Raw genomic sequence first — 17,696 nt, forward strand, 5'->3', positions numbered from 1 at the left:
CCGCATATTCGTATTGCGTTCATTATTTTGTACAAGCACAGTTTACTCCGAAAATGTAAACATTGTCAACATGTTTTTTTAAATTTTTTATATTTTTTGAATTGTCCATATTTACGAATAATTCTGTTTGTAATTGCGAATTTCTTTATATATTTTTACTTTTATATGGCTCTTAATACATTAGTTTCCTTTAGGATTTATTTAGTAAATTCATTTATAATTAATATTTTTTTAATATCAAATATATTGTTTTATATAAATAAAAAACCTATAAAAGACAAATACTATCTGTTAACTTTTATTCTTATTAATACATTTGAATTTACTCTACACTAATATTATTTTCAGAAATTTTTATAATATACATATAGCATGCACTTAATATATTGCCTAATTTTACTTAACATTTAATATGCTTACTATATTCTTAAAATGTAAAATAAAAAAGAAACTCTGCTAAGAGTTTCTAAAATATATATATTTTTAGTAATTCGTTTGGAATTATATCAATAATTCTACACTTTTAATTAAGGAGCCTAGGCAGCTCCTATCTTTAACTATATGCTCTTAAAAACGCCATATATTTATATACTGAATCTCCTGATCTTTCAAATTCGATCCTACAAGTATTTGCAAGTTTAATTGAATGATCATTATTAGAATTAATGTTAGCTCTTATTATTTCTTTAAAGTCAGGCAAATTCTTAGGAATATCAATATTTAAATCTTTAATTTCAGGACTACCTATTGAAATATAAGCTCCTAAAATTGCTATCCAATAATTTTGCAACACATATTCCTTATCTTTAACTAAAGGTAATAAAGTTTTAATAGCTTCTTTAGATGTCACTCCATGTAATATTGTAAAATTCTTAGTTTGAACAAATAATTTATTTATAATTTTATCTAATTGTAATACTATATCTTCATAATTTCCTTTTAAAGTAAAAGCATTTTTCTTAAAGCCATCAAATCCATAGATATTTCTTATTCTATCTGCAATTAAATTCCCACTATAATCCTCATTTTTAATTGATTCTACTAGCACTTTTAAATCTTCTAATAGATTTTCTGACTTAGGAGGTAAAATATCAAATTCGTTTGTTATAAAGGTCTCAGCAAAATAGCTTAGTGATCTTATAACCTCTTCTTCATTTTCACTTCTTACAGCAAAAGATAACCTAATTAAAGGATGGAAAGCGCGTGCTGCAACTCCTTTAATTAATTGGGGCAAAAATTCTCCTATCACATCTAAATAATTAGATTCATTTATTTTTTTTGAAAAATACTCATAATATGAGGCAAAAGAATCATTAAGACCTAAATATTCTTCAAAATTATCATCATTTATATTATATATCTTTATAAAATTCTCTTTAGAAATCTTTATTCTTCCGATTGTGTCATCTAAATATTTTTCTATCTCATTAAAAGGCACTTCTAGTTCATAAAGTGAATAACTAACCATTGGTATATGACTAGATAATCCTCCATTATAATCACTTGCGTAATCCTTATATTTGTTAAAAAATTGTTTAAACATAATCTCCTCCCATTGAAAATTATTTTCAATTATATTTTACTATACTGGTAATACTTGTCAAATAATTTATTTAATAAATAAAAAAGAGCTAGACATTTTCTAACTCTTATATTTATCTCTATTTATTATATTCCCAATTCCAATCACCATGATATATCATTCTCTTATTCATACCACCATCTATGGTTATAGTTTCTCCAGTAATAAAATCACTATTACAAAGATACATAACCATGTTTGAAATATCCTTTGGATTTCCGACCTTTCCAGCTGGAATTGCAGCTTTATCTGTTTCAGTATAATTTTCCTCTTCATTGACATTTATCCATCCAGGTGCTATACAATTTACTAATACATCTGGTCCTAGGGAAATAGCTAAAGAATGTGTTAATGCAACTATCCCCCCCTTTGCACTAGCATAAGCCTTACTATCAGGTTCTGATTGGAAGGCTCTTGAAGATGCAATATTTATGATTCTCCCCTTATTCTTTATTAGCTCATCTTTGCATAGACGACTTAATTCATAAGGAGCTTTTAAACCTACTGAAAGAACATAATCAAAGCCATTATAATCTAAATTAGATATAATACCATTATTCCCCTTACACGCCTTGTTTACAAGTACATCAATTCTATCTAACTTTTCCATTGAAAAATCAACAAAGTTTTTTAAACTATCTGGATTAGCTACGTCACCATAATAATAAAATAAATTTTCATGACCACTTTCAAATTCTCTTGAGTTTTTTTTATCAATATCAATAAAACAAACCTTATCTCCTTTAGATAAGAAATCCAAACATATTTGTTTTCCAATACCATGTCCCCCACCAGTTACTATAACGCCTCTTTGCATATACCTCTCTCCTCTCATTAGCTTTAATTTCTTTTTTAATCTTTTCTAAATATCACCCTAATATATTTATTACTAATTATTATTATACACTTATTAAGTATCCTTAAAGATATTATATTTCAATTTAACTTTTCTTATTTTGTAGTATTTAGCATGATATGATACCCTAAGACACCTCTTGTCATCATATGCCATAATATGATGTAATATCATTTTGACATTAAGCCTTGCTAAGCATATACTAAGGATACAAGTTAGCAAAACTAATATGTAAACTTAATATCGCGGGATGGAGCAGTTGGCAGCTCGTTGGGCTCATAACCCAAAGGTCGTAGGTTCAAGTCCTGCTCCCGCTACCAAAAACCTTACTCTTACTGTAAGGTTTTTTTATTATTTAAAAAAGTGTATAAAAATTTTAAATCATTTAGATCATTATGAAAGAGGGAAATATTTAATGAATTATAAAACTTTTAAAAATAAATTTGAAGTTAAAGGTCCTATTGCTTATGGCACCGTTTTAAAGAAAGATGGAAGTGAATTAGTTTTTGAAATAGATGCTGAAGACGTTGAAAGAATAGAAGCTATGGGAACTTGGTTTGCTGAATGGCATAAGGATTTTAATGCTTACATAATTCAAAACATAAGTAATTCAAAAGGAACTAAGCCATTAAAGCAAAGTCTTCAAACAGTTGTTTTAAATACCAGCTCAAAAGCTCCTGTTAAACATATCAATGGAAATAAGCTAGATAACAGAAAGTCCAATTTAGAAATAGTACAAAGAGCTCAAAAGAATCAATACGAAAAAGTTGATGATAACACTATTGCTATAATTCTAACTAATAAATACGATATCCCACAGTCTAAGGCATTAATTTCTTTTGAAGATTTAAATACCGTTATAACTGATGAGTTTAGTTGGGTTGAATATAAGAAAAATGGTACTATTACTGTTATCGCAAATACTCCACAAGGTAGAATTCATTTAGATAAACTTATAATGAGCCCTAATGAATCTGAAATTGTGCATCACATAAACTTAAATCCTCTAGATTGTAGACGTAGTAACTTAGAAAAGAAAATAATTGAATAGTACTCCTTGGTAACTATTGTTACATACTAAATTAATTTTTTTGTGTATAATTGTTAATAGGAACTATTAATTAAAACTTCAGGAGGTAAAAATATGAGTTGTGGCTGTGGAACAAGTAGTAAAGATGGGAAAGCAATTGTTGATAGATTAAGAGAAAAGGGAAAAGCAAATTTAAAATTAAATACTCCTTATGAAATAAAATGTTCATGTGGAGATAGTGTTACAATGGAGACTTTTGTAACTGTGTGTCAAAATTGTAAAATGACTTATGCAATCACTCCATGTTCTCAAAATGATATAAATAACATAAAAGATGCAGGTATTAATTATTAATTAAGGTATGAGATTTTTCTCATACCTTTTTACGTACATTTTTAGATTTTTTTACTTTCACTTTTTTACTTGCTGGTTGTTTCCTTATATATTTTAAATATTTACTTATCTTATCATCATTTTCTAAACTATCTAATGTATTTAATCTTATAGCAAGTTCCTTATTAGTGTATAATGCATGTATTTGTTTATGGCAACTCTCACATAGCCAAGCTACTTCACCATCTTTACCTCCCTCTTCTCTTGGAATAAGATGATGTTCTGTAACTTTTGGTACTCCTTCTCTTCTACATAATTTACATATATATTTATTTTCCATAATTATCATTCCTACAATCAAATTATATATTTATAATTTATTATGCCCAATATATGATTCCTATTATCTCAAAAAAAGAATTATCAATAACACTAACTCTTATAAATTTTTAATTACATAAATAAATATATGTATCGTATTTACACTGTATAGAATATTATACAGTGTGCTATTAATTGTGCTTAAATATAATGATAAAATTATATGGAGGAATTTATATGGGTAAATATTAAGAAAACCCTAATTTTGAAAATCAAAATAATAATTCATATAACGATAGTAGTTTTGGTAGCTATCGTTATGATGGTCTCAATGACTTAGACGACTACAATTATTTAAGATTGATATATCAAATATTGGCTCAACTTCAGGCTCAAGAAACTTCTAATACTGATACTACTAGTAACGGTAACACAATAACTTTAAATATCACTGTTAACGGAACAAATGTTAGCACCGATACTGAAACTGAAACCGAAAATGAAGCTGAAACTGAAAATGAAAGCGAAATAGATGCTAATGCTAATTTAAATGTAAAAAACAATTAATTCTTAATGGTCATTACTGGAACTAACAAATTCCAGTAATGCTTTTATATTTAAATCTTCCTTCATCATTTATATTATACTCAATTCAATTTGTTATTAAGCAAATTCTACTATTTCACAATATACTAATAACACCACCACTTATTTTATATACTATTTTAATTACATTTGTATTTAAAACATTAACTGCTAATTTCTAAATCCTTTATAAGTTAATCTATTTCTAATATTTATGATTATTCTATAGTAAAATCTAATAAATTTCTTATTTCTGCATCATTCAACTCTTCAAGTTTTAATAGTTCATCATATGGATTTCCTGGCAAGTTTAGAAGCTTAGCAAATGCTGGCTCAGTCTTCAGTCCACTTTTCTTTAAATCTATAACTTTTTCCCTTACTAAATCTTCTCCTAGTTTTAATACTCTATTTTCAATTATCATATGCCTATATCCATTTTGATCTGTAGTTTTTATATTTTGTGCATATACTTCTATTTCAAACTCATCTATAAGAAAATTAACTATTAAAATTTCATCATTTACTTTTTTTATCTTAAATTTATTAAAGCATGAAAAGTTTTCTTTCATCAATCTCTCAAATTCTTCTAAGTTATACACTTCACATATAATATCCAGATCACTACTGTCTATATCAATTCCTATGGGTATAGTCCCTACTAAAATAGGATTATACTTTTTAAGAATATCAAATATATGTATAGTATTTAATAATTTGAAAGCACTTTGTTGTTTCCTATTTCCAAATTTCAAATAATCCATATTTATAAAATTTTGAGTTTTGTTTAAATACTTATCTATTAATTCTATATCTTTTAAGTCCTTTTCTCTTCCTAACCTTACTTTTTGCTTCTTTATGCTTCTAGGCTTCCAACTTTAATTCCTTCTATTTCTACTATATCATCCACATAATATTCTTTAATTATTTCTATATCTGACCCTAATTCTATTGCAAGAGATCTATCTTCAAATTGCTTGTAATTATACCCCTCCAAAATTAACTCATTCCATAAATTAAGTGAACACCCTAAATCTATATCTCTTGCAATATTTTTAACTCCATGCAAAACTAATACAGCACTTGAGGTAACCCATACTTCATTCAAATCTAAATTTAAGCTTTTAACCTTTCTTATTACTTCCTTTTTATCCATATTCACCTCTTAAATAAACATTTTAATGAAATTATAACAAAAAGAGTTAGCTTTTACACTAACTCTTCAAAAATCAGAAGAAATTCATAATGAATTTTCTTATATTCAACTATAATTTAATCATTCTCAAATCCATTACGCTTGTAACAAACTGCAAAAGCTATTATCAGCACTACACAACTCCCTACCAAAACACTCCAATTTAATATAGTTAAGGGATTTTTATTACCTTCTACAAATCCAGAAAACATATTTGTAATTATTCCTGTAAATAAAAAATCATTTATTTTTTTCAAGGAGCTCACTGAATCTGAGAACACTGGAATCATTGTTAGCAACAGTATAAAACTTGTTAAATTAGATGTTGCCGCCATTTGATTCTTTGAAAAGATCCCGACAATTGTACCTAAAATTGCTGAAGCTAAACATCCAAAACTAATAGCTAGAAGAAAATATGGAATATTAATATTTTGTAGTTCGATACCACTAATAAAGAGAATTGCTACATTGACTATAATTGATAAAATTACCACTGGAACAAGTACACTAATTAAATATTCTATACCCGTTACTGAAGAAGTCATCAAAGTTCTTAATGTATTCTTCTCTTTATCTTTTGCTAAAAGGGTTGCTGGAAATGTTAATGCCACTGTTGCCATCGATACAGATGAACCAAGCTTCACTAGTACCCCTATCATATTGCTATCTAGTTTTCCACCCATCATTTCTGCAAAAGCAAATCTGTAAATCAAAATAATCAAAGGTGCAGTAACTAACGAAAATAGAAATGTTTTATTTTTCATGATTTCTTTTATTTTAAATTCTGTTAATGAGCTTATTTTTATTAATGAACGTTTCACTGTAATTCCCTCCCCGTAACAGTCAAAAAGACATCTTCTAATGTTGGTTCACATGAATGGATTGCAGCAATTTCATCCGCTAATAACCATTCTTTAATTTTTTCTGCTGAACTACTGGATTGATCCAACACTACTTTTTCTTTGGACTCTAATAACACATCATATTGCTTATTGTTGTTGTAGCGCAAACAAATATCTTGTGGAGTGCCAAATTCAACAATTCGTCCTTCATTCAATAATGCCACATAATTACAAAGTTTCGTTGCCTCTTCCATATTATGAGTAGTTAAAAATATTCCCATACCCTGGTCACGTAATTCCAGTAATAATTTATGAATTTCCAGTGCTGTAGATGGATCTAATCCAGAAGTAGGTTCATCAAGAAATAATAATTGAGGACGATGTAAAATAGCTCTGGCTAAAACTAACCGTTGTCCTTGTCCTTTAGAAAGTTTACTGGCAACTAAGTTTTTTTGTTCTTCTAAGCCAACACGTCTCAATAGAATATCAACTTCTTTTAATCCAACATTTAATAACTTTGCAAATAATTTAAGATTATCATAAACCGTGAACTCTTCATAAAATCCACTTGTATCTGTGACAATTCCAACTTTCTCATATATTTTTTCATCTATGTTACGAGTATCTATTCCTAAAATAAAAGCTGAACCTCCTGACTGCATCAATTGTCCAGTTATAATTTTGATAGTGGTAGTTTTTCCTGATCCAGATGGCCCTAAAAAGCCTAAAATCTCACCTTCTTTAATAGTTATACTAATATCCTTTAAAGCTTCTTTATGTCCAAATTTCTTAGAAATATTATTTAATTCTAGCAATTTTCCCATTGCAATTCCCCCTTGTCAATATTTTTGGATTATTTACTTTCCCAAAGTTTGATTTGATCCTCATAATAATAAAACTGCTGGTTTGCTGTAAAACGAATTAAATATTGTTCTTTTTTCTTATTTAAATAAATAACTGTACCATAAATTCCTTTCATAGGTCCATCAATAACAGTAACTCCATCGCCAACTTTAAATTTTCCCATTTTCATTCTCCTTTTATATTCTTTTATCATAAACATATAATGCAATAGTTTTTGAAGTAATTAATATATATGGTGTTGCTATTCCCCATACATAAAGTAATTTAAAAATATTATCTTGGAAAAAGTATTCTTTAAAGAAAGTAAATTGAAGAAGGAAATCATTATCATAGACTATGGATATGAATAAAATTATGGTTGATAACCCAACTAGTAGATTTAATGTAAAATTATTAGATTTACTAACAATCATTTTCCAACGTTCATCATTTTTATACTCATTTCTCTTTCTAGCTTCATAATAGTTTCCCAAAATTGCTATAGCAGCTAATGATATAAATATGCCAGTTTTAATAATATAACTCATCTATTTTCTTCCTCCTCTTGTTCGAATACATCATTAATTTCAACTCCAAAAGCTTTTGCAATATTAAAAGCTAACTCTAATGATGGAGTATATTTATATTTTTCTATTGAAATCACTGCTTGCCTAGATATCCCGACTTTTTCAGCTAAATCTGCCTGTGTCCAGTTTCTTTCAGCTCTCAACACCTTAAGCCGATTTTTTATCAATATAACTCATTCCTTTCTTAATGTAATGTTTTATTTTCTTTATGTAACCACCTCATTACATCTCTAATTGTAACTACATGATTACATTTTGTCAATAGTCCATAACTTAAAAAGAATGGTAACTTTAGCCTTACAACTAAAAGCTTACTACTTTTAACTATAGCTATTTAATTTATTCAATAAGAATTTAACTAATAATCTTCTTATATTTTTTTAATGAAGATTATAAAAATTAATTCAGTAATGTATATCTACCTTTAGTGTCCCCATATATAATAAATATACAAATGTCATTATTAATTATTAGTTTTAAATTATCTAAAATGAAAAAGAGCTAGCTTTTACGCTAACTCTTCAACAATTAAAAGAAATTCAGAATGAATTTCCTCCAAAACTCTTCACTTTTCTCTCTTAATTCTTCACTTCTCATGTATCCATTCATTTTGAATACTATCATATTATTTCATTTTGATGAATTAATTCAACTTGTAATATTTTCCCATTAACTGTACACTATTATTATGCTTATTTCAGGAGGATTTATATTATGAAGAAAATTAAAAGAGTTATTATTACATTTTTAGTATTATCTATATTAATAGCAATCTATTGCTTTACCCCTACTAGAATTACACCTAAAGAAACTCTCTCGGAAAATGATATAAAAATAAGAGTTCATTTACAGGTTACAACTGGACCACTTTATTTTTTAAAGGAAGATAAAGATAAAGTTTGGGATATTATTAAAGATACTTACCCAAATTCTAATCCTAGATATATCAAAATTACTGGAAATACTCCAAATCATGCCGTAAATGATCCTGTTATGTTAGGAGACTTCAATCTATATGGAGAAATAATTGGAACATATATTGATGATACAGAAGGTGAAATCCCACTATTTGATGTTAAATATTCAGATGCAGCCCTCCCTCCAATATTTAGAGACGACACATATGTAGGAAAAAACGCTCTCTATTTTTTACTTCTTCCTATTGTAATTTTATTTTTATTTATGTCATTATTAATTATTAATTTTAAATTATCTAAAATGAAAAAGAGTTAGCTTTTACACTAACTCTTCAACAATTAAAAGAAATTCAGAATGAATTTCCTACAAAACTCTTCACTTTTACATCTTAGTTCTTAACTAATCATTAAACAATTTTTGTAGTCCAATCTTCATACCTTTATGACAACCCATAAAAAATTACTCAAGATTGTATCCAACTTTAATATCTATTTTGCCTTTAGTCTATATTCTAACGAACTACTTATTCTGAACAAAATCTTAGTAAATATCCATTTAAATCTTGTACAAGAAATTCTTTTTGTAATATTATTTTTCCATTACATTCATATTCACTTATAGTTATATCTCTAAATAATTCAATATTATTTTTAACAAGATTCTCTCTTATTTCATCAACATTAGGTACTTCAATCTGAAAATTGATTCCCCTCCCAAATGGATATTCAAGCTCACCTGTATTCCAATATCCATTTACCTCTTCTATCATAATTTGTACGTCTTCCAATGATAAAAAAGCAAATTTATCTTCTACTCTTTCATACTCTAACTTAAACCCTAAAATATCCATATAGAATTTCTTAGATTCTTCAATATTCATCACTGATAATTCTGGTATTAAACTATTAAACTTCATTATTCTTATCCCCCTAGCCAATATATACTTATATTATCATATAATAAAACTCTTATAAAAAAGAGTTAGCTTTTACACTAACTCTTCAACAATTAAAAGAAATTCAGAATGAATTTCCTCCAAAACTCTTCACTTTTACTTCTTACTTATTCACTAAATCGTTACACGATTTTAGTAGTCCAATCCTCACAGTTCCATATTTCAGTTACTACATCTCTATAGAATTCTGGTTCGTGTGATACTAGTAATATTGAGCCCTTGTATTCTTTTAAGGCTCTCTTTAATTCTTCTTTGGCATCTACGTCTAAGTGATTTGTAGGCTCGTCTAGGATTAATATATTTGTCTCTGTATTTAATATCTTACATAGTCTAACCTTTGCAGCTTCTCCACCTGATAATACCATTATCTTTGATTCTAATTGCTTAGTTGTTAATCCACATTTAGCTAAAGCTGCTCTGATTTCGTATTGAGTTTTACTTGGGAACTCTTGCCATACTTCTTCTATACAAGTGTTTGTATTTTTATCTCTATCTTCTTGTTCGAAGTATCCTATATGTTGATAGTCACCTAGATGAACTTCTCCACTTAAAGGCTGTATTTTTCCAAGTAAGCTTTTTAATAATGTAGATTTACCAAGTCCATTAGCACCAACTAATGCTATTTTTTGTCCTCTTTCCATATAAAGATTTAAAGGCTTAGTAAGTGGTGAATCATATCCTATAACTAAATCTTTAGTTTCAAAGATTGTCTTACCTGAAGTTCTTGCTATTTTGAAGTTAAACTCTGGCTTTGGTTTTTCTTTAGACAGCTCTATAACTTCCATTTTGTCTAATTTCTTTTGTCTTGACTTAGCCATATTAGCTGTTGCAACATTTGCTTTATTTCTTGCAACGAAGTCTTCTAATCTAGCTATTTCTTTTTGTTGCTTTTCATAAGCAGCCTCTAATCTCTTTTTATTTTCTTCATATAATCTCCTGAATTCATTGTAATCACCAACATATCTAGTAAGTTTTCTTTCTTCAACATGATATATTAAATTAACTACTGAATTTAAGAATGGTATATCGTGAGAAATTAAAATAAATGCATTTTCATAATTTTGAAGGTATCTCTTAAGCCATTCTATATGTTCTTCATCTAAGTAGTTAGTAGGCTCATCTAGAAGTAATATATCAGGATTTTGTAGTAATAACTTACCTAAAAGTATCTTTGTTCTTTGTCCCCCTGATAAATCATCTACATCTCTATCTAAACCTAAGTCTAATAGTCCAAGTCCCTTTGCAACTTCTTCTACCTTTGCATCTATTATATAAAATCCATTATGATCTAATAGATCTTGAATAACTGCAGTTCTATCTAGCATTTTTTCTAATTCTTCTGGTGTACAATCACCCATTTTCTCATAAAGAGAATTCATTTCTGTTTCTAAATCAAAAAGATATTTAAATGCATCTCTTAATGCATCTCTTATACTTTGTCCCTTTTCTAATGCTGCATGCTGATCCATATATCCAACTCTAACATTATTTGACCAAATAACTTTTCCTTCATCTGGCATAAGCTTATCAGTAACTATACTCATGAAAGTTGATTTCCCTTCCCCATTAGCACCAATTAAGCCAACATGCTCCCCCTTTAATAGTCTAAAGGATACATCTTCAAAAATGGCTCTATCTCCAAAACCATGACTCATATCTTTAACTGTTAATACACTCATTTATTATCCTCCTGTGTTTATATCTATAAGATAATTAGTTTTCATAATAATTTCTTTCACACAAAAATAAGGCATGATAACTCATACCTTACTTATTATAAACTATAATCTTAGAAAATAAATAGATTTTTTTTAGTAATTTTAGTATTCATATTCTTTAATATTTTCACAGATAGTAATAATTAAATTTTTATCTTCAACTACCTTCTTATAAGAACATAAAAACTCATTTAACTCTAAATCATTTAAATCTATCTTGCCTTCACTTGTTAAAATAACTTTTTCACCTTCAGTTAAAATTTTTAAGTTATTTTTATCATTAGCAATAGAATAATTATTTACTGTTGAAACTCTTAATTTATCCTTATACTTTTCTTGAAAACTCATACTTTTTCTGATTTTTTCTATATCTTCAGCACCTGGAATAACATTATTTAATCCTAATGTCTTAAGTTGTGCCTCAATACCTGAAGCATCAAAGCCGTATCTTTCCATAAGCATTGTTTGCATCTTAAGAAACTTATCTTGAGATATGTTATTTTCCTCCATATACTCCATCATCTTTTTTGTAAAGTCTGCCATATTTAGTTTTCCTGAAGACATATCATAATATAAGTTATAAATATAAGATTCAAATTTATCTACATCTTTATCATTCACTCTGTTTTTAATTTCATTAAAATCTATAATTCTATCCATAATACCAATCAACTCCTATATCCTTAATAGATGTTATTAATATTATACTATTATTGTTTTCTATATTCTATTAATTAATGTAATATTAATAATTTTTTATCAATTTTTAATAATCAGCTGTTTTTACTGTATTCCAAACTTCTTCGTATAATTTTAGTTTATCTTGAGGTAAGTATTTATATATTTCACATCTATCCATAACTTCCTTAGGCATATATGCACCTTCATTGTTTCTTACTTCATCTGGCTGCTCTTCCATAGCTAATTTATTTGGAGTTGTATAACCAATTTCTTCTGCAATTTTATAAGCATTATCCTTATCACTAACAAAATTTATAAATTCTTCAGCTGTTTCCTTATCATTTGCATTTGTTGGTATTGCCCAAGAATCTAACCAATAGTTAGCTCCCTCTTTTGGTATTACATACTCTAAATTATCATATTCATCAGCTAAATTTAATCCTTCACCTGACCATATCATAGCTATAGAAGCTTCACCCGATATCATTAAATCTTTTACTTCATCAGCACCATATTTTAATACTAAAGGTTTTTGCTCTATTAATAAGTTCTTAGCTTCTTCAAGTTCTTTTTCATCAGTTGAATTTAATGAATATCCTAATTTCTTTAATGCCATACCTATAGCATCTCTTTGTGCATCTAAGACGAAAATCTGCTTTTTATATTTTTCATCCCACATTGCATCCCAGCTATCAACTGGCTCATCTACTAAGTCTTTATTATATATAATACCTATAGTTCCATTCATATAAGGTACAGTATATTCATTGTTTGGATCAAAAGGTTGCCCCATATCGCTCTCATTCATTTGTTCTAAATTAGGAATATTGTCTTTGTTAATTTTTTGAAGTAACCCTTCTTGTATCATTCTATCAGCCATATAATCAGCTACCAAAACAGCATCCCAAGTAGTTTTTCCTGAAGCAACTTCTATATACATTGTTTCCATGTCATCAAAATATCTTTCATTTACTGTTACATTGTACTTATCTTCAAATTCTTCTATAATTCCTTCTGCTATATTTTCTCCATAATTTAATACATTTATAGTCTTCTTATCACTTTTTTTACATCCTGTAAAAAGTCCAAAAGTTAAAATTAAACTTAGTGATACAGCAAATATTTTAGTTAATTTATTCATTTATCATCTTCCTTTCATACTCTGTAAAGTTATGGCAATATTATCATAATATTTCTTCCTTAATTGCAAGTAAATTATATATTGAAATATACTAAATTGCAAAAAAATTATGCATTTAAATTCATTAAATACAAAAATTATATATGTATTGATATTGAATTCAGAACATATGTTCTGTATAATAATTATATTAAGTTCTTTAAGTAGGTGATTTTATGAATATAAAAGAAAAACTTAATATTCTTTCAGCTGCAGCTAAATATGATGTTTCTTGTTCATCTTCAGGTTCTAAGAGAAAAAATACACATAATGGTTTAGGAGATGCAGCTAGTAGTGGTATATGTCATAGTTTTGCTGCTGATGGTCGCTGTATTTCTCTTTTAAAAATACTATTGACTAATTACTGTATTTACAACTGTAAGTATTGTATTAATGCTTCTTCAAAAGATGTACCTAGAGCTGCTTTTACACCTGAGGAAGTGGTAGATTTAACTATTAACTTTTATAAAAGAAATTATATAGAAGGGCTTTTCTTAAGTTCTGCCATCTTCAAGAACCCAAATCACACAATGGAGCTTTTGCTTTCAGTTGTAAAGAAATTGCGTCTTGAAGAAAACTTTAATGGATATATCCATCTTAAAGCTATTCCTGGTGCTGATGAAGCGTTAATAAAAGAAGCTGGTAAGTATGTTGATAGAATGAGCGTAAATATAGAACTACCATCTGCTTCAAGTTTAAAGCTTCTTGCCCCTCAAAAGACCAAGGAAAATATTCTAGCTCCTATGGGTATTATTAAAAATTCTATAATAGAACATAAAGATTTAAAAAGAAATATAAAATCAACCCCACTTTTTGTTCCTGGAGGACAAAGTACTCAATTAATAGTTGGTGCAACTCCAGAAAGTGATTATAAAATATTAAATTTATCGGAAAATTTATATAACAAATTTGATTTAAAAAGAGTTTATTATTCTGCCTATGTTCCTGTAGTTAAAAATGAAAAAGCTCTTCCAGACATAATACATCCACCTTTAGTTCGAGAACATAGACTTTATCAAGCAGATTGGCTACTTAGATTTTATGGTTTTAAAGCAAAAGAATTATTAAAAGATGAAAATGAAAACTTTGATTTAAATTTTGATCCTAAAACTTCTTGGGCTTTAAATAATATTAATAATTTCCCTATGGAAGTAAATAAGGTATCCTATGATGAATTACTAAGAATCCCAGGTATAGGAGTCCGTTCTGCAAGAAAAATAGCCATTGCAAGAAGGGTTCATTCCCTTTCATTTGATGATTTGAAAAAGATTGGTGTAGTTCTAAAAAGAGCTAAATATTTTATTACCTGCAGAGGAAAATATTATGGTGATGTACCTTTTAACGATGAGATAATAAGAACAAGATTACTTTATATAGATAAACCAAAGTTAGATGATGAAAATTCAGAACAAATATCTTTTTTTGATAATATTTATACTAATTCTAAAAGTAATATTTATCTTCCTGAAGCTAAGCAAATTATCTTACCTAAGGATAAAAACACATCTATAACTGGGGAAATATAAGGTGGTGAAATAATGTTAAAACTGATTTACGAAGATTCTTTTGAAGGATTTCTAACTGCGATTTATTATGCTTTTTACTCAAAAGATGAAATAATTTCTATAGAGGCAGATAATTCATCTGATATTGATATGTTAACTACCATTGAATATTTAAAAACTGATGTAGAAAAATACAAAAAAGTTAAAGATTCTATTGTTACTAAAATCGACCCTCTTGCACTAAATAAAATATATAAACTTTATTTATCTAATCATAAGAAAAAAGGAATTCTATGCTACAAATATTTAAAAACTGCTTTTAAACTTGGTAGTAACGTACATAAGCACTTATATTTAGATATAGTTCGTGAATTAGATTTAATAGAAAAAAGAGTTTCTATGGAGGCTCATAGATTTGTTGGGTTTGTTAGATTTTCTCTAATTAATGATAAATTCTTATATTCCTCTATTGAACCTGATAATAATATATTAGAACTTATTTCTAATCATTTTGCTAATAGATTTTCTAATGAATACTGGATTATTCACGATACTAAAAGGAATATTGCTTCTGTTTACAATAAAATTGCCTGGGAAATAACAGAAATGAATAGTGAAATATATAATTCTTTAAAGAATTATAATGATGAATTCGAAGATCTTTGGAAAAATTACTTTATATCTACAGCTATAAAAGAAAGAACTAATCCAAAACTTCAAAAACAATTTATGCCAAAAAGATATTGGAAACACTTAACTGAAATAGAAGATAAATAAAAGGTAATGAATAAAAATAAATAAGTAATAAATGAGATAATAGCTAATTACACGAAATTATTTATTATCTCATTTATTTCATTTTTTCATTCTTTAATTTGGCGTAAGCCAAAATTTCATTCTTTCATTCCTAAACAGTTGCTACTGCTTCTATTTCAATAACGCAATCTTTTGGAAGTCTAGCAACTTCCACACAGCTCCTTGCTGGTGGATTTTCTGTAAAGTACTGTCCGTAAACTTCATTAACTTGAGCAAAATCATTCATATCTTTAATAAATACTACTACTTTTACTACTTTGTCTAAGCTACTTCCTGCCTCTTCTAAAACCGCCTTAACATTTTCTAATGATTGTTTAGTAGCTGCTTTAATTTCAGTTACAACTTCTCCTGTTGCAGGATTAACTGGAATTTGACCTGATGTAAATACCATATTTCCTATTTTAATTCCTTGAGAATATGGGCCTATTGCTGATGGAGCCTTACTTGTTGAAATAATTTCTTTTTGCATAATAATGTACATCCTTTCTATATATAAAAATTATAAACACCATTAAAATTAATCATATAATAATTATCATACATTATTTTCCTTAAGTTAACTATATGTTTTTTATTAAAACCTATATATTAAATTAATTTATTTATTTTTTTATAAAAAGTTTATTATTATATTAACAAATGTTAAAATAGTATAAAAACATAAGGGAGGTACATTTATGAGTAAACATGTTAAAATTGATTGGGATAACCTTGGTTTTAATTATATCAAAACTGATTATAGATATATATCAGTTTGGAAAAATGGGAAATGGGACAAGGGAAAACTTACTAAAGATAATATGCTAAGAATAAGTGAAGCATCTACTGCTTTACATTACGGTCAACAATGCTTCGAAGGACTAAAGGCATACAGGCGAAAAGACGGTAAAATTCAATTATTTAGAGTTGATAGAAATGCAAATAGAATGAATGAAAGTACAAAGAGGCTACTTATGCCTGAAATACCAGTTGAAAAGTTTATCGATGCTTGTATGCAAGTTGTAAGAGCTAATGAGCATTACGTTCCACCTTATGGAAGTGGTGCTACTTTATATTTAAGACCATTTATGATAGGTGTTGGAGATAATATTGGAGTAAAACCTGCACCTGAATACATTTTCTCTATATTTGCAGTTCCAGTAGGTCCATATTTTAAAGATGGATTATCACCATGTAACTTTATGATATCTGATTATGATAGAGCTGCCCCATATGGAACAGGTGGACAAAAAGTTGGTGGTAACTATGCTGCTTCATTACACCCTCATTTAATAGCTGCAGAAAGAGGATTTGCAGATTGTATATATCTTGATCCTGCAACTCACACTAAAATAGAGGAAGTTGGTGCTGCTAATTTCTTTGGTATAACTAAGAATGATGAGTTTATTACACCGAAATCACCATCAATCCTTCCAAGTATAACTAAATATTCTCTAATGGATATAGCTAGAGATTATTTGAAAATGCCTGTTTATGAAAGAGATGTTTATATAGATAATATTGATGAGTTCAAAGAAGCTGGTGCTTGTGGTACAGCTGCTGTTATAACACCAATTGGAGGGATAGAATATAAGGATAAGCTTCATGTTTTCTATAGTGAAAAAGAAGTTGGCCCTGTTACAAAAGAGCTCTATAGAATCCTTTGTGGAATTCAATTTGGTGATATTGAAGGTCCTGAAGGTTGGGTTTTTGAAGTATAGTTTCCTTCAATAAAAATCCATAGAAACTAAGTATTAACATCATTAGTTTCTA

22 protein-coding genes and 1 tRNA gene are annotated in these 17,696 nt (G+C 27.8%); 8 read left to right on the plus strand and 15 right to left on the minus strand.

From position 1 onward, the window contains the following. Positions 1 to 553: 553 nt before the first annotated feature. Both QK892_RS01145 and QK892_RS01150 read right to left on the minus strand, forming a co-directional pair. Positions 554 to 1,543 (minus strand): questin oxidase family protein, encoded by a 990-nt coding sequence (locus tag QK892_RS01145; protein WP_317271683.1) that lies wholly within the window; start codon positions 1,541 to 1,543, stop codon positions 554 to 556. Between the two features lie 118 nt (positions 1,544 to 1,661). Continuing rightward, positions 1,662 to 2,399, minus strand: a complete 738-nt coding sequence (locus QK892_RS01150; RefSeq protein WP_317271684.1) for an SDR family oxidoreductase — start codon at positions 2,397 to 2,399, stop codon at positions 1,662 to 1,664. A gap of 283 nt (positions 2,400 to 2,682) precedes the next feature. On the opposite strand from QK892_RS01150, the gene QK892_RS01155 reads away from it, so the two are divergent. From QK892_RS01155 to QK892_RS01165, 3 genes are all read left to right on the plus strand, one after another. Further along, a tRNA-Met gene (locus QK892_RS01155) sits at positions 2,683 to 2,758 on the plus strand. Between the two features lie 95 nt (positions 2,759 to 2,853). Beyond that, the gene (locus QK892_RS01160) at positions 2,854 to 3,489 is read left to right on the plus strand and encodes an HNH endonuclease family protein (RefSeq protein ID WP_317271685.1); all 636 of its coding nucleotides are present in this window, start codon (positions 2,854 to 2,856) and stop codon (positions 3,487 to 3,489) included. A gap of 93 nt (positions 3,490 to 3,582) precedes the next feature. Further along, the gene (locus QK892_RS01165; RefSeq protein WP_317271686.1) at positions 3,583 to 3,822 is read left to right on the plus strand and encodes a hypothetical protein; all 240 of its coding nucleotides are present in this window, start codon (positions 3,583 to 3,585) and stop codon (positions 3,820 to 3,822) included. A gap of 19 nt (positions 3,823 to 3,841) precedes the next feature. Here QK892_RS01165 and QK892_RS01170 read toward each other — a convergent pair whose 3' ends face one another. Next, complete coding sequence (locus tag QK892_RS01170; RefSeq protein ID WP_317271687.1) at positions 3,842 to 4,141, minus strand: HNH endonuclease; 300 nt, start codon at positions 4,139 to 4,141, stop codon at positions 3,842 to 3,844. A gap of 356 nt (positions 4,142 to 4,497) precedes the next feature. On the opposite strand from QK892_RS01170, the gene QK892_RS01175 reads away from it, so the two are divergent. Further along, positions 4,498 to 4,689, plus strand: a complete 192-nt coding sequence (locus QK892_RS01175) for a hypothetical protein (protein ID WP_317271688.1) — start codon at positions 4,498 to 4,500, stop codon at positions 4,687 to 4,689. 236 nt (positions 4,690 to 4,925) lie between these two features. Here the strand turns inward: QK892_RS01175 and QK892_RS01180 are convergent, their stop codons facing one another. The 7 genes from QK892_RS01180 to QK892_RS01210 all read right to left on the minus strand — a co-directional run bounded on the left by QK892_RS01180 (position 4,926) and on the right by QK892_RS01210 (position 8,338). Continuing rightward, complete coding sequence (locus QK892_RS01180) at positions 4,926 to 5,459, minus strand: DUF4269 domain-containing protein (protein ID WP_317271689.1); 534 nt, start codon at positions 5,457 to 5,459, stop codon at positions 4,926 to 4,928. 101 nt (positions 5,460 to 5,560) lie between these two features. Next, a complete protein-coding gene (locus tag QK892_RS01185) occupies positions 5,561 to 5,860 on the minus strand; it encodes a hypothetical protein (RefSeq protein WP_317271690.1) in 300 nt (99 codons plus the stop codon). A 116-nt stretch (positions 5,861 to 5,976) separates the two neighbouring features. Then, complete coding sequence (locus tag QK892_RS01190) at positions 5,977 to 6,720, minus strand: ABC transporter permease (protein ID WP_317271691.1); 744 nt, start codon at positions 6,718 to 6,720, stop codon at positions 5,977 to 5,979. Next, complete coding sequence (locus QK892_RS01195; RefSeq protein WP_317271692.1) at positions 6,717 to 7,565, minus strand: ABC transporter ATP-binding protein; 849 nt, start codon at positions 7,563 to 7,565, stop codon at positions 6,717 to 6,719. The genes QK892_RS01190 and QK892_RS01195 overlap by 4 nt, the downstream gene beginning before the upstream one ends. A gap of 29 nt (positions 7,566 to 7,594) precedes the next feature. Continuing rightward, entirely contained in the window at positions 7,595 to 7,768 is a 174-nt protein-coding gene (locus tag QK892_RS01200; RefSeq protein ID WP_317271693.1) for a KOW domain-containing RNA-binding protein, read from the minus strand. Between the two features lie 13 nt (positions 7,769 to 7,781). After that, on the minus strand, positions 7,782 to 8,132 hold the full coding sequence (locus QK892_RS01205; RefSeq protein WP_317271694.1) for a hypothetical protein: 351 nt from the start codon (positions 8,130 to 8,132) through the stop codon (positions 7,782 to 7,784). Then, positions 8,129 to 8,338, minus strand: a complete 210-nt coding sequence (locus QK892_RS01210; protein WP_317271695.1) for a helix-turn-helix transcriptional regulator — start codon at positions 8,336 to 8,338, stop codon at positions 8,129 to 8,131. Before QK892_RS01210 ends, QK892_RS01205 begins: the two co-directional genes overlap by 4 nt. 547 nt (positions 8,339 to 8,885) lie before the next feature. Between QK892_RS01210 and QK892_RS01215 the strand changes: the two genes are divergently transcribed. Continuing rightward, on the plus strand, positions 8,886 to 9,404 hold the full coding sequence (locus QK892_RS01215) for a hypothetical protein (protein ID WP_317271696.1): 519 nt from the start codon (positions 8,886 to 8,888) through the stop codon (positions 9,402 to 9,404). Between the two features lie 208 nt (positions 9,405 to 9,612). On the opposite strand, the gene QK892_RS01220 is transcribed toward QK892_RS01215, so the two are convergent. From QK892_RS01220 to QK892_RS01235, 4 genes are all read right to left on the minus strand, one after another. Then, positions 9,613 to 10,005, minus strand: a complete 393-nt coding sequence (locus QK892_RS01220) for a bleomycin resistance protein (protein WP_317271697.1) — start codon at positions 10,003 to 10,005, stop codon at positions 9,613 to 9,615. Between the two features lie 161 nt (positions 10,006 to 10,166). After that, positions 10,167 to 11,723 carry an ABC-F family ATP-binding cassette domain-containing protein gene (locus tag QK892_RS01225; protein ID WP_317271698.1) on the minus strand — a complete coding sequence of 519 codons (1,557 nt, stop codon included), beginning with the start codon at positions 11,721 to 11,723 and terminating at the stop codon, positions 10,167 to 10,169. A 141-nt stretch (positions 11,724 to 11,864) separates the two neighbouring features. Beyond that, complete coding sequence (locus QK892_RS01230) at positions 11,865 to 12,425, minus strand: DUF3867 domain-containing protein (RefSeq protein WP_317271862.1); 561 nt, start codon at positions 12,423 to 12,425, stop codon at positions 11,865 to 11,867. 103 nt (positions 12,426 to 12,528) lie between these two features. Continuing rightward, positions 12,529 to 13,584: an ABC transporter substrate-binding protein gene (locus tag QK892_RS01235; protein ID WP_317271699.1), complete on the minus strand. Its 1,056-nt coding sequence runs from the start codon at positions 13,582 to 13,584 to the stop codon at positions 12,529 to 12,531. A 215-nt stretch (positions 13,585 to 13,799) separates the two neighbouring features. Between QK892_RS01235 and QK892_RS01240 the strand changes: the two genes are divergently transcribed. Beyond that, entirely contained in the window at positions 13,800 to 15,149 is a 1,350-nt protein-coding gene (locus QK892_RS01240) for a putative DNA modification/repair radical SAM protein (protein WP_317271700.1), read from the plus strand. A gap of 12 nt (positions 15,150 to 15,161) precedes the next feature. Next, on the plus strand, positions 15,162 to 15,905 hold the full coding sequence (locus QK892_RS01245; protein ID WP_317271701.1) for a TIGR03915 family putative DNA repair protein: 744 nt from the start codon (positions 15,162 to 15,164) through the stop codon (positions 15,903 to 15,905). Between the two features lie 130 nt (positions 15,906 to 16,035). On the opposite strand, the gene QK892_RS01250 is transcribed toward QK892_RS01245, so the two are convergent. Then, on the minus strand, positions 16,036 to 16,413 hold the full coding sequence (locus tag QK892_RS01250; RefSeq protein WP_317271702.1) for a RidA family protein: 378 nt from the start codon (positions 16,411 to 16,413) through the stop codon (positions 16,036 to 16,038). 208 nt (positions 16,414 to 16,621) lie between these two features. Here QK892_RS01250 and QK892_RS01255 point away from each other — a divergent pair, with 208 nt between their 5' ends. Further along, the gene (locus tag QK892_RS01255) at positions 16,622 to 17,644 is read left to right on the plus strand and encodes a branched-chain amino acid aminotransferase (protein ID WP_317271703.1); all 1,023 of its coding nucleotides are present in this window, start codon (positions 16,622 to 16,624) and stop codon (positions 17,642 to 17,644) included. The last annotated feature ends 52 nt before the right edge of the window (positions 17,645 to 17,696 follow it).

This window comes from Clostridium lamae, from assembly GCF_033043255.1.
Classification (GTDB): domain Bacteria; phylum Bacillota; class Clostridia; order Clostridiales; family Clostridiaceae; genus Clostridium; species Clostridium lamae.